9 protein-coding genes are annotated in these 12579 nt (G+C 62.1%); 8 read left to right on the top strand and 1 reads right to left on the bottom strand.

The window, feature by feature from the left end; all coding sequences use genetic code 11:
* The 8 genes from MOV61_RS23180 to dnaE all read left to right on the top strand — a co-directional run.
* The coding region (locus tag MOV61_RS23180) for a biotin--[acetyl-CoA-carboxylase] ligase (protein WP_247138261.1) at positions 1–596 on the top strand (596 nt) is incomplete at its 5' end.
* Between the two features lie 9 nt (positions 597–605).
* Complete coding sequence (locus MOV61_RS23175) at positions 606–2273, top strand: ribonuclease J (RefSeq protein ID WP_038542004.1); 1668 nt, start codon at positions 606–608, stop codon at positions 2271–2273.
* A 159-nt stretch (positions 2274–2432) separates the two neighbouring features.
* A complete protein-coding gene (mce, locus tag MOV61_RS23170; protein ID WP_247138260.1) occupies positions 2433–2837 on the top strand; it encodes a methylmalonyl-CoA epimerase in 405 nt (134 codons plus the stop codon).
* A gap of 102 nt (positions 2838–2939) precedes the next feature.
* Entirely contained in the window at positions 2940–3209 is a 270-nt protein-coding gene (locus MOV61_RS23165) for a DUF1467 family protein (protein WP_247035254.1), read from the top strand.
* A 555-nt stretch (positions 3210–3764) separates the two neighbouring features.
* Positions 3765–5090: a proline--tRNA ligase gene (proS, locus tag MOV61_RS23160; protein WP_247138259.1), complete on the top strand. Its 1326-nt coding sequence runs from the start codon at positions 3765–3767 to the stop codon at positions 5088–5090.
* A 54-nt stretch (positions 5091–5144) separates the two neighbouring features.
* On the top strand, positions 5145–6452 hold the full coding sequence (locus MOV61_RS23155; RefSeq protein WP_038542012.1) for a lipoprotein-releasing ABC transporter permease subunit: 1308 nt from the start codon (positions 5145–5147) through the stop codon (positions 6450–6452).
* A gap of 14 nt (positions 6453–6466) precedes the next feature.
* Complete coding sequence (locus tag MOV61_RS23150) at positions 6467–7150, top strand: ABC transporter ATP-binding protein (protein ID WP_038542014.1); 684 nt, start codon at positions 6467–6469, stop codon at positions 7148–7150.
* Between the two features lie 1192 nt (positions 7151–8342).
* On the top strand, positions 8343–11840 hold the full coding sequence (dnaE, locus tag MOV61_RS23145) for a DNA polymerase III subunit alpha (RefSeq protein WP_247138258.1): 3498 nt from the start codon (positions 8343–8345) through the stop codon (positions 11838–11840).
* Positions 11841–11846: 6 nt separating this feature from the next.
* On the opposite strand, the gene MOV61_RS23140 is transcribed toward dnaE, so the two are convergent.
* On the bottom strand, positions 11847–12579 hold a 733-nt coding region (locus MOV61_RS23140; RefSeq protein WP_408962416.1), incomplete at its 5' end, for a peptidoglycan-binding protein.

The raw sequence follows: 12579 nt of genomic DNA, 5'->3' as shown, positions 1-12579 counted from the left end.
CATCGGAACCCGGCAATCTCTATGCCTCGCTGCTGCTGATCGATCCTGCACCGCCGGAGAGGGTGGGCTCTTTGCCGCTCGCGGTCGCCGTCGCGGTCCATGCCGCCGTCAGGTCGGTTCTGCCGCCGGGCGGCGAGCCACTCGACGTCAAATGGCCGAACGATATCCTCATCGGCCGCAAGAAGACCTGTGGTATTCTGCTGGAGGGTGAGGGGCTGCCGGATGGCCGCCGCGCGCTCGTCATCGGCATCGGCATCAACATCCGCCATATGCCCGACAGTGCGGCTTACGCGGTGACCCGGCTTGCCGACCATGGCGCCAACATCTCGCCAGAGGAACTTTTCGCGCATCTTTTCAGGGAGATGGCACAGGTTCTGGAATCCTGGGATGAGGGCCGAGGCACGCCCGAAATCAGCCGGCGCTGGCGCGAGGTCGCCTGCGGCATCGGCGAAAAAATCACCGTGAACCTGCCGGATCGCTCGCTTGTTGGCACATTCGCAGGTATCGATGACAAAGGATTTTTGCTGCTCGACACCGGATTGGGCGCGCTGACGTCGATCGCCGCCGGTGATGTATTTTTTCAAGGAATGGAATAGACAAAGAAAATGGCAAACCAAGAAGAACTGGTGTTTCTGCCGCTTGGCGGCGTCGGCGAGATCGGCATGAACCTCGCCCTCTACGGCTATGGAACGCCGGAGAAGCGCCAGTGGATCATGGTCGATTGCGGCGTGACTTTTCCGGGACCGGACCTGCCGGGCGTCGATCTCGTGCTGCCGGATATCCGCTTCCTCGCCAGCCAGCGCAGCCATCTCAAGGCGATGATCATCACCCATGCGCACGAGGACCACTACGGCGCGATGAACGATCTGTGGCCGGGCCTCAACGTGCCCGTCTATGCCTCGCCGTTCACCGCCGGCATGCTGGAGGCGAAACGCAACTACGAAGGTTCGCGCGCCGAAATCCCGGTGACGATCTTCAAGGCCGGCGACCGCATCAATATCGGCCCGTTCGAGATCGAGGCGGTCGGCGTCAACCATTCGATCCCGGAGCCGATGTCGCTGGTCATCCGCACCCCGCTCGGCAATGTCGTCCATACCGGCGACTGGAAGATCGATCATGCGCCGTCGCTCGGGCCGTTCACCGACGAGGCGCGCTTCCGCAAGATCGGTGACGAAGGCGTGCTGGCGCTGATGTGCGACAGCACCAATTCCATGCGCGAAGGCGTTTCGCCGTCCGAGGAGGAAGTCTCCGAAGGCCTGCGCCAGATCATCGAGGCGGCCGAGGGCAGAGTAGCGATCACCACTTTCTCGTCGAATGTCGGCCGCATCCGCTCGATCGCCCAGGCCGCAGACGCCGCCGGCCGCGAAGTCCTTTTGCTCGGCTCCTCGCTGAAGCGCGTCGTCGGCGTCGCCCGCGACATCGGCATCATGGAGGGCCTGAAGCCCTTCATCGCCGAGGACGAATACGGTTATATCCCGCGCGACAAGATCGTGGTGATCCTGACCGGCAGCCAGGGCGAACCGCGCGCGGCCCTTGCCAAGATCGCCCGCGACGAGATGCGCCATGTGGCGCTGACGTCAGGCGATACGGTGGTCTTTTCCTCGCGCACCATTCCCGGCAACGAAAAGGCGATCATCGAGATCAAGAACGGCCTGATCGAGCAGGGGATCAAGATCGTCACCGACAGCGACGCGCTCGTCCACGTCTCCGGCCACCCGCGCCGCAGCGAACTGGTGCAGATGTACCAATGGACCCGTCCGCAGATCCTCGTGCCCGTTCACGGCGAGGCCGCGCATCTGACGGCCCAGGCCGAGCTCGGCGCATCCGCCGGCATCAAGACCATTCCGCGGGTCCGCAACGGCAATATCCTGCGCCTTGCGCCTGGCCCGGCCGAGGTCATCGGCGATGCGCCGCATGGCCGCATCTTCAAGGACGGCAAGCTGATCGGCGATTTCGAGGAAATGGGCATCGGCGACCGCCGAAAGCTCTCTTTCGTCGGCCATGTCTCCGTCAACGTCCTGCTCGACACCCGTTATGACTTCGTAACCGATCCCGATCTCATCGCCTTCGGTCTGCCGGAATTCGACGACGAGGGCGAGGACATGGAGGATACGCTTTATGACGCCGTGCTCGGCGCCGTCGAAAGCATCCCGCGCGCGCGCCGCAAGGATCTCGACATGGTCCGCGAGGCGATCCGCCGCGCCGTCCGCTCCACCGCCAACGAGGCCTGGGGCAAGAAGCCGATCGTGACGGTGTTCGTTACGCGTCTCTGAGGGGACGGAGAGGTCGCGGCGACTTTGGAATAGCGACAGGGCCGCGGGTCGATCTCCCCCCTTGAGGGGGAGATGCCCGGCAGGGCAGAGGGGGGTATTGCCGGGGCAATTCGGCAGCCTTTTCCCTTCGCCGCAGCCCACACTCGGGAGGACGGAAACATGCTCGGACGCGTCAATCACATCGCCATCGCCGTGCCGGATCTTGGCATCGCGACCACGATGTATCGCGATACGCTCGGCGCCCGCGTCTCCCAGGTCCAGGCCTTGCCGGAGCATGGCGTCACTGTGGTCTTCGTCGAGCTCCCCAACACCAAGGTGGAACTGCTCGAACCGCTCGGCCCCGAGTCGCCGATTGCGGCTTTCCTGGAGAAAAATCCCTCCGGCGGCATGCACCATATCTGCTACGAGGTGGACGATATCGTCGCTGCGCGTGACACGTTGAAGGCGGCCGGCGCGCGGGTGCTCGGAGATGGCAATCCGAAGACCGGAGCCCATGGAAAACCTGTGCTTTTCCTGCATCCGAAGGACTTCAACGGCACCTTGATCGAGCTCGAACAGGTATGATTCCCACAGCTGTGACATCACGCCGGGGTCTCTCGGTTTGAGCTTGCCTGCCTTTCAGCCTATAAGGGCGCCAATTCTTCGAACCGGAATCGAGTCGAAATCATGCCTCTTTTGACGGTCGCGGCCATCTATTTCATCATCTGGTGGACCGTGCTCTTCATCGTCCTTCCGCTTGGTTATCGCACCCAGCAGGAAGACGGTGAGGTGACCATAGGGACTGTGGAAAGCGCTCCCGCCCGGTTTCGCGGCGGCCGCGTCGTGCTGCTGACGACGGTGATCTCGACACTGCTCTATGTGGGCTACTACGTCGCATCCGCTTATTTCGGCGTCGGCATCGGCGACATTCCGGTGATCGTCCCGACCTTCGAATAGGTGGACGAGTAGGCGGCAGAATAAGGCGGATCGTCGGGAGCCCGTCATTTCCCTGTCATGATTTGCAGGCATAGGAAGCGGCGACGAAGGCATTCGCGCTTTATTCGTTCCGGGTGACGAGAAAGCAAAAAAAAACAAGGCGGTTAAGCCTTGTTTTCAAGTTTCGCGTGATCCTTAACCGTTACCGGGGCTGCGACAAGCGCGCCTAAGATCTGATCCTCCCAAGACTTGACCGCGAAATGACAAGAATTTGAACTCCTTGCCTCTTTTGTGAGCTGAACCTAGCTCAAAGGATGTGCTTTGTCATCCGCTTTTTTGTATTTTTGCTACACTTCGATAAAATTTTTTAGTTGACAAAAATGTCGCGCGCTTGCCACGAAATTTCCGCTTTTGCCGGGTCTGGAGGTGTCGGCGCAGATTCGTGAACAACGTGCGATTCATGCTGGGGCGGGTTCCCTTGGAGCCTCGGAACGGCTATGTACCCTCCCAATATTGTTGAAGAAAACGGCCGATTCCTCGCGTGGTGGGGATAGGCCGGCAACCTCGGAAATCGCGATGCGCCTGTCCCGCTATTTTATGCCCATCCTGAAGGAAAACCCCAAGGAAGCGGAAATCGCGTCCCACCGGCTGATGCTGCGTGCCGGCATGATCCGCCAGCAGAGCCAAGGCATCTATTCCTGGCTGCCGCTCGGCAAGCGCGTGCTCGACAAGGTCAATGCCATCATCCGCGAGGAGCAGAATCGCGCCGGCGCCATCGAGGTGCTGATGCCGACGCTGCAATCCGCCGAACTCTGGCAGGAAAGCGGCCGCTACGACGCCTATGGCAAGGAAATGCTGCGCATCAAGGACCGCCAGGAGCGGCCGATGCTCTACGGCCCCACCAACGAGGAAATGATCACGGATATCTTCCGGTCCTACGTCAAATCCTACAAGAACCTGCCGCTCAACCTTTATCACATCCAGCTGAAGTTCCGTGACGAGATCCGTCCGCGCTTCGGCACCATGCGCTCGCGCGAATTCCTGATGAAGGACGCCTATTCCTTCGATCTGACCAAGGAAGACGCCGAGCATTCCTATCGCAAGATGTTCACCGCCTATCTGCGCACCTTCTCGAGACTGGGCCTGCGCGCCATTCCGATGCGCGCCGATACCGGCCCGATCGGCGGCAACCTGTCCCACGAATTCATCATCCTGGCCGAGACCGGCGAGTCGGAAGTGTTTTCGCACAAGGATTTCGTCAATTTCGACATCCCCGGCACGGACACCAATTTCGACAATGTCGAGGCCATGCAGGCGGTCTTCGACAAGTGGACGTCGGTTTACGCCGCTACCTCGGAAATGCACGACGAGAAGGCGTTCAACGCCATCCCCGAGACCGATCGTCTTTCCGCCCGCGGCATCGAGGTCGGCCATATCTTCTATTTCGGCACCAAATATTCCGAGCCGATGGGCGCCAAGGTGCAGGGACCGGACGGCAAGGAACACCCTGTCCACATGGGTTCCTACGGCATCGGCCCGACACGCCTTGTTCCCGCCATCATCGAAGCATCGCATGACGACAACGGAATCATCTGGCCGGCATCGGTCGCGCCGTTCGACGTCGTGGTCATCAACATGAAGCCCGGCGACGAGGCCTGCGACCGTATCTGCGAAACGCTCTATGGCGGACTCGCAACCGTCGGCAAGGACGTGCTCTACGACGATACGGATGAGCGCGCCGGCACCAAGTTCGCGACCGCCGACCTGATCGGCGTGCCGGTCCAGGTGATTGTCGGACCCCGCTCCGCCGCGTCAGGCGAAGTGGAGGTCAAGGACCGCAAGACCGGTGAGCGCGAAACGCTGACCGTCGAAGCGGCCATGAACAGGCTCGCCGGCCGATAAGCCGGCAGGCGTATCACGGCGGATTTCCCGCCTTCGGCAGGTTGAGGAAATGGCATGGCGAGTGTCGCGGCGAATGGTGAAGCGGTAAAGGCGGGTGGTTCGCCTGCGGCCGGTCCTTTCTCGGCCTTCGAGCGGATGGTCGCCTGGCGTTACCTGCGCTCGCGCCGCCGCGAGGCCTTCATCTCGGTCATCGCCGGTTTTTCCTTCATCGGCATCATGCTCGGCGTCGCGACGCTGATCATCGTCATGGCCGTGATGAACGGGTTCCGCACCGAACTCATCTCGCGCATCCTCGGCATCAACGGTCACATGATCGTCCAGCCGATCGACGGACCGCTCACCGACTACGCCGAGCTCACTCAGAAATTTGCGGCCGTGCCGGGTGTGCGGATGGCGCTGCCGCTGGTCGAAGGCCAGACGCTGGCATCGGGCCGCGGCGGCGCGGGTTCCGGCGCGTTGGTGCGCGGCGTTCGCCCGGAAGATCTCGAAAAACTGTCCGAAGTCGCCGGCAACGTCAAATCGGGCAACATGGTCGGCTTTGCTTCGGGGCAGGGCGTACTGGTCGGCTCCCGGCTCGCCGCCCAACTCGGCCTCTCCGCTGGTGACCAGATCACGCTGATCTCGCCGGAAGGCGACGTGACGCCGATGGGCGTCAATCCACGCGTCAAATCCTATCCGGTCTCCGGCATTTTCGAGATCGGCATGTCGGAATACGATGCGACGATCATCTATATGCCGCTCGAGGAATCGCAGCTCTATTTTAATGCCGAAGGCCTCGTCCAGTCGATCGAGCTGTTCGTCGACAATCCGGATAATATCGACGACCTGCGCCCGAAGATCGAGGCGGCGGCGGGCCGCCAGATCTTCATCACCGACTGGCGCCAGCGCAACCAGACCTTCTTTTCCGCGCTTCAGGTGGAGCGTAACGTCATGTTCATGATCCTGACCCTGATCGTGCTGGTGGCGGCGCTCAACATCATCTCCGGCCTGATCATGCTGGTGAAAGACAAGGGCAGCGATATCGCCATCCTGCGCACCATGGGTGCGGGGGCGGGTGCGATCATGCGTATCTTCTTCATGACCGGGGCGGCGATCGGCATCGTCGGAACGTTCGCCGGCGTCCTGCTCGGCGTGCTCGTCTGTCTCAACGTCGAATCCATCCGCCAGTTCTTCTCCTGGGTCTCGGGTACCATCCTCTTTGATCCGCAACTCTATTTCCTCAGCCAGCTGCCGGCGGAGATGAGCTTTGGCGAGACCTTCTCGGTGGTCATGATGGCGCTCGTTCTTTCCTTCATCGCGACCATCCTTCCGGCCTGGCGAGCCTCCCGGCTCGATCCTGTCCAGGCCCTCCGATACGAATAGGACCCACATCCTTCATGGCACCCAAAACCGTCTTGCAGCTCTCGGGCGTCGAACGTCACTATGGCCAGGGCGAGACCACGCTTTCGATCCTGAAGGGGGCTGATTTCGACCTGAAGACCGGCGAGATCGTCGCGCTGGTCGCCCCGTCCGGCACAGGCAAGTCGACGCTTCTGCATCTCGCCGGCCTGCTCGAACATCCCGACGCCGGCGAAGTCTTTCTCGCCGGGCATGCCTGCAACGGACTTCCCGATGCGGAGCGGACCGCGATGCGCCGCAACCAGATCGGTTTCGTCTACCAGTTCCACCATCTCCTGCCGGAATTTTCCGCGGTTGAGAACATCATGATGCCGCAGCTGATCGCCGGCCTCTCCAAGGCCGAGGCAAAGGAGCGGGCGGCTCAGCTTCTGGACTACATGCGCATCGGCCACCGCGCCGAACATCGCCCCTCTGAGCTTTCCGGCGGCGAACAGCAGCGCGTGGCGATCGCCCGCGCCGTCGCCAACGCCCCGCGCGTGCTTCTCGCCGACGAACCGACCGGCAATCTCGACCCGAAGACTGCATCCTATGTCTTTGACGCGCTGGAAGCCCTGGTGCGCCAGTCCGGCCTCGCGGCCCTGATCGCCACCCACAACCACGACCTCGCCAGCCGCATGGACCGCCGCGTGACGATCGAGGGCGGCAAAGTCGTCGAGATGTGAAGAAGCGCGCCGTCACCCATAGCGCCCCTCATCCCCCTGCCGGGACCTTCTCCCCGTTCTGACGGGGAGAAGGGATATGCTGCGACCTCTCCGTTCCTCTCCGGCGGCCCATTCGCCGTCAGTAATCGAGGCGAGGCCGGTGCGGCTTGCGTCCCTTCTCCCCGTCAGAACGGGGAGAAGGTCCCGGTAGGCGGATGAGGGGCTTATTCCATGCGGACTGCCCCCTCCGTGCGAGGACGCTCCCGAACACTTCCCCCAGCCATTTTAATACCTTACCCCAATCCACGTCCTCTCTCATCCCCGCCCTCCCAGCCTATGCCTACAATCTCACCGTTCGGTCACGGATACACCGGCAGGCGTGCTGGCGAGGCGGGACCGGCGCGGACGTCAAGGGCAAGACGCAAAACCTTGGCGTTCGGGTTCGCGGAAAATGGTCTCCCTCAGGCGACAACGGGGAGAGGTGAAGGCAAACGGACCGAGCCTTCGTCTCTTGATGCCCGAAAGCGCGCGCCGGACGTGCTTGTGCGGCACACATGGTGGCTGACCGGATGGTGTCGCCGGATTTTTCAAAGTCCGACCGATACTATCGGAGAAACCGGCGGAGATCCGTGGAAGCCTTTCCGATCAGATCGGATGGGGCGCCATGGGTCATACGAACACCGTCCGGAAAGGCCACGGCAGAGGGACCGAAGTCGCGGATATTAACCGCCGAACGGGGCGCTGAAAGGTGTCACTTATTACTTATCTTACGAGGAGGCAGCTTTCAGCGCGCCGTCCGAAATTGCTCATGCCCGGATGGTCACCAGTCCGGACGTATCCACATGCGCCGATCCGGCCGAACCTCGCCGTTAACACCTTGTTTACCAGGTGAGGGAGGATATCGCGATATGTTTGTTTCCGGTCTGTTCTTTTATTGACTCTCAAACAAAATGAGAACAAAATAAAAACATAAGAGAACACGGGAGACGACGATGACTGACCTGTTTCGTGACATTGCCGCATTCGCTTCCATCGCCACCTTCGTGGCCAGCCTTTCCATGATCATGATGGCCATGTGATCGGACGTCCAGCCGGTCCCTCGGCCGAAAGGCGTTGAGGAGGGAAATCCGAACTGGACTCTCAAAGCCCTGCGCCGGACAATAGCCTGATTCATGAGATGGTTCCCGCTTCATCAAACGGGTAAGGCGCAGGCATGGCAGATACAGCGGACGTAAAATCGGGATCGGAAAAGCTGGGGGACACCCCTCAGTTCGTTCACCTGCGCGTCCATTCCGCCTATTCGCTTCTTGAAGGCGCCTTGCCGCTCAAGAAGATCCTCTCGAAGGCGATCGCGGACAATCAGCCGGCGATCGCGATCACCGACACCAACAATCTGTTCGTCGCGCTGGAATTCGCCCAGAAGGCAATCGGCGACGGCCTGCAGCCGATCATCGGCTGCCAGCTGTCGATCGATATGGAAGACCAGTCGGACGAGCGGCGCAACAGCCACCAGCAGCTCGCCAAGCTGCCGGCGATCGTCGTGCTGGCGGCCAACGCCGTCGGTTACGAACGGCTTGTGGACCTGATCAGCCGCGCCTATCTCGGCGACGAGGGGCATCAGTCCATCCATATCAGCCGCTCCTGGCTGGAGGACGGCGGCACCGAGGGGCTGATCGCACTGACCGGCGCAGGCACCGGTCCCGTCGACGTGGCTCTGAAGGAAGGCAATGCTACGCTTGCCGAAGCGAGACTCCTGAAGCTCAAGGAGATATTCGGCGATCGGCTTTATGTCGAACTGCAGCGCCACGGCGCCTACGATCGGCGCCACGAGCACAAGATCGTCACGCTCGCCTACGACCACGACCTGCCGCTGGTCGCGACCAACGAGGCCTTCTTTCCCACCAAGGCCGATTACGATGCGCATGACGCGCTGATGGCGGTTGCCCACAACGCGATCGTCTCGGACGATACCCGCTTCCGCCTGACGCCCGACCATTATCTGAAGAGCCGCGCCGAAATGGCAAAGCTGTTCGCCGACCTGCCGGAGGCGCTCGAAAACACCGTCGAGATCGCGCAGCGCTGCTCCTTCGTGCTGAAGACCCGCAATCCGATCCTGCCGCGCTTCACCGGCGCCACCGACGATCCGGCGGAAGCCGAACGCGCCGAGGCCGAAGAGCTGCGCCGCCAGTCCGTCGAAGGCCTCGAAGAGCGCATCGCAACGCTCGGCATGACGCGCGGTTATACCGAACAGGATTATCGGGACCGGCTGGATTTCGAGCTCAGCGTCATCGAGAAGATGAAGTTCCCGGGCTACTTCCTGATCGTTGCCGATTTCATCAAATGGGCGAAGCAGCAGGGCATCCCGGTTGGTCCCGGCCGTGGTTCGGGTGCGGGTTCGCTGGTCGCCTATGCGCTGACGATTACCGACGTCGATCCGCTGCGTTTCTCGCTGCTGTTCGAGCGCTTTCTCAATCCCGACCGCGTCTCGATGCCGGACTTCGACATCGACTTCTGCCAGGATCGCCGCGAAGAGGTGATCCGCTACGTGCAGCAGAAATACGGCCGCGAGCAGGTGGCGCAGATCATCACCTTCGGTTCGCTGCAGGCACGCGCCGCCTTGCGCGACGTCGGCCGCGTGCTCGAAATGCCCTATGGCCAGGTCGACAAGATCTGCAAGTTGGTGCCGAACAACCCGGCCAACCCGACGCCGCTGTCGAAGGCGATCGAGGAGGATCCGAAATTCCAGGAGGAGGCCGACAAGGAACCGGTCGTCGCCCGCCTTCTCGATATTGCCCAGAAGATCGAAGGCCTCTACCGCCACGCCTCGACCCACGCCGCCGGGATCGTCATCGGCGACCGTCCGCTGTCGAAACTGGTGCCGATGTATCGGGACCCTCGCTCGGACATGCCGGTCACCCAGTTCAACATGAAATGGGTGGAGCAGGCGGGGCTCGTGAAGTTCGACTTCCTCGGCCTGAAGACGCTGACCGTGCTGAAGACTGCGGTCGATTTCTGCCGCAAGCGCGGCATCGAGATCGATCTCGCCAAGATCCCGCTCGACGACACCAAGACCTACGAGATGCTCTCGCGCGGCGAGACGGTCGGCGTGTTCCAGGTGGAAAGTGCCGGCATGCGCAAGGCGCTGATCGGCATGCGGCCGGACTGTATCGAGGACATTATCGCGCTCGTGGCGCTTTATCGTCCGGGCCCGATGGAGAACATTCCGACTTACAATGCCCGCAAGCACGGCGAGGAGGAAATCGAGTCGATCCACCCGACGATCGACCACCTTCTGAAGGAGACCCAAGGGGTTATCGTCTACCAGGAGCAGGTGATGCAGATCGCCCAGGTGCTCTCGGGCTATTCGCTCGGCGAGGCCGACCTGCTGCGCCGCGCCATGGGCAAGAAGATCAAGGCGGAGATGGACCAGCAGAGCGAACGCTTTGTCGATGGCGCCATCAAGAACGGCGTCTCCAAGCCGCAAGCCAACAACATCTTCGAACTGCTGGCAAAATTCGCCAACTACGGCTTCAACAAGTCACACGCCGCGGCCTACGCCATCGTCTCCTACCAGACCGCTTTCATGAAGGCGCATTATCCGGTGGAGTTCCTCGCCGCGTCGATGACTTACGATATGTCGAACAGCGAGAAGCTGAACGACTTCCGTCAGGATGCCGGCCGCCTCGGCATCGCGGTCATTCCGCCGTCGGTGCAGACCTCGTTCCGGCATTTCGAGACCGGCGACAACAGGATCTATTACGCGCTGGCCGCCATCAAGGGCGTCGGCGAGTCGGCGGTCGATCACATCACCGAAGTGCGCGGCGATGTGCCGTTTGCCAGCATCGAGGACTTCTGCCTGCGGATCGACCCGAAACAGGTCAACCGCCGCGTCATGGAAAGCCTGATCTCGGCGGGTGCCTTCGATTGTTTCGGCCGCGACCGCGCCGAACTGAGCGGCGGTCTCGACCGCATCATCGGTTACGCCCAGCGCGCGCAAGGGGAGAAGGTCAGCGGCCAGCACGACATGTTCGGCTCGTCCTCCGCCTCCGGCCCGGAAACGCTGATCTTTCCGGCCTTCACGCCGTGGATGCCGTCCGAAAAGCTGATGCGCGAATACCAGGTGCTCGGCTTCTATCTCTCCGCCCACCCGCTCGATGCCTATGCCAGCGTGCTCGCCAAGATGCGCGTCCAGAATTTCGCGGATTTTTCCGCCGCCGTGAAACAGGGCGCTACCGCCGGCCGACTGGCGGGAACGGTGACCAGCAAGCAGGAGCGCAAGACCCGTACCGGCAACAAGATGGGCATCGTCACCTTCTCGGATGCGACCGGCCAGTTCGAGGCCGTGCTGTTCTCGGAGGGGCTGGCGCAATATCGAGACCTGCTCGAGCCCGGCAAGTCGCTGGTCATCACCGTGCAGGCGGAGGAGCGGCCGGAAGGTATTGGCCTGCGCATCCAGACCGCGCAGTCGCTTGAGGAAAAGTCGGTGCAGATGCAGAAGGCGCTGCGCGTCTTCGTGCGCGATTCAGGCCCGATGCGCGCGGTTGCCCGGCACCTGAATGCCCGGGGCGACGGGCTGGTGTCCTTCGTGATCATCAAGGATGACGGGAAGCGGGAAATCGAGGTGGAGCTGACGGAAAAATACCGCATCTCGCCGGAAATCGCCGCGGCGTTGAGGACGGCGCCGGGCGTTCTCGATGTCGAGCTGGTCTAGGAGACTTTAATAGAGGCCGTAGGCGCGGGGCTTGGCGTCCGTCCGCCGCTGACTGACCGGCTGCGGCTTGGTGATCGACGACTGCATCTGCGCTTCGGCAACCCGCTCCACCGGGCGGGTGATGGTGATGAAATCGGTGCCGTCGCCGGTGTCCGGGCCGATGCCCTGGTCGTTGATCGTCAGGGACGAACCGTCGCTGATCAGCGTTTCGATCCGGTCTCGAATGTCGGCCGGGATTTCGATGCGGCTGAGGGCCTGTGCGGCAGCACCGGGCGCATAAGGGTTGTCGGCCACAGTGATCCCGAGCCGCTGCTTCACCGCGGCACTGAGGCCATTCGGCACGGTGATGCTGTGCCATTCGGCCGTCTCTTCCTTGCGTTCGACCTTGTCGACGCTGAAGAAATGCGTGCCGAGCGCGATTTCGGGATCCTTGATGCCGACCGGAGCCTCGAACACGGGCTGGAAATTCTGGCGCACCATGATCTGACCCATCGGCGGACGCGGCTTGCCGGCGGTCTCATAGAGCGAGGCCAGGAATTCCGGCGTCACCAGCGCGCCCTTGGGCGACAGGTTCTTCCAGCGCTTGAAGCCGGCAATCGCGCTGCGGGTCATCGGACCGGCGGAGCCGTCGCCGCCACCGGTGTCGAAACCGAGCTGCTGCAGCAGGATCTGGGCATCCATCAGCGTCTCGCGGTCGCCGCGGCGGGTGATCAGGATGCGAAGCGGCGCGGCATCTTCC

Source organism: Neorhizobium sp. BETTINA12A (genome assembly GCF_023006485.1).
Lineage (GTDB): Bacteria > Pseudomonadota > Alphaproteobacteria > Rhizobiales > Rhizobiaceae > Neorhizobium.
Note: the sequence above shows the minus strand (reverse complement) of the source record. Positions and strands in the feature narration are given on the sequence as shown.

Coding starts and splice junctions, on each gene's coding strand:
- MOV61_RS23175 (WP_038542004.1), top strand. CDS start 606: ATGGCAAACCAAGAAGAACTGGTGTTTCTGCCGCTTGGCGGCGTCGGC.
- mce (WP_247138260.1), top strand. CDS start 2,433: ATGCTCGGACGCGTCAATCACATCGCCATCGCCGTGCCGGATCTTGGC.
- MOV61_RS23165 (WP_247035254.1), top strand. CDS start 2,940: ATGCCTCTTTTGACGGTCGCGGCCATCTATTTCATCATCTGGTGGACC.
- proS (WP_247138259.1), top strand. CDS start 3,765: ATGCGCCTGTCCCGCTATTTTATGCCCATCCTGAAGGAAAACCCCAAG.
- MOV61_RS23155 (WP_038542012.1), top strand. CDS start 5,145: ATGGCGAGTGTCGCGGCGAATGGTGAAGCGGTAAAGGCGGGTGGTTCG.
- MOV61_RS23150 (WP_038542014.1), top strand. CDS start 6,467: ATGGCACCCAAAACCGTCTTGCAGCTCTCGGGCGTCGAACGTCACTAT.
- dnaE (WP_247138258.1), top strand. CDS start 8,343: ATGGCAGATACAGCGGACGTAAAATCGGGATCGGAAAAGCTGGGGGAC.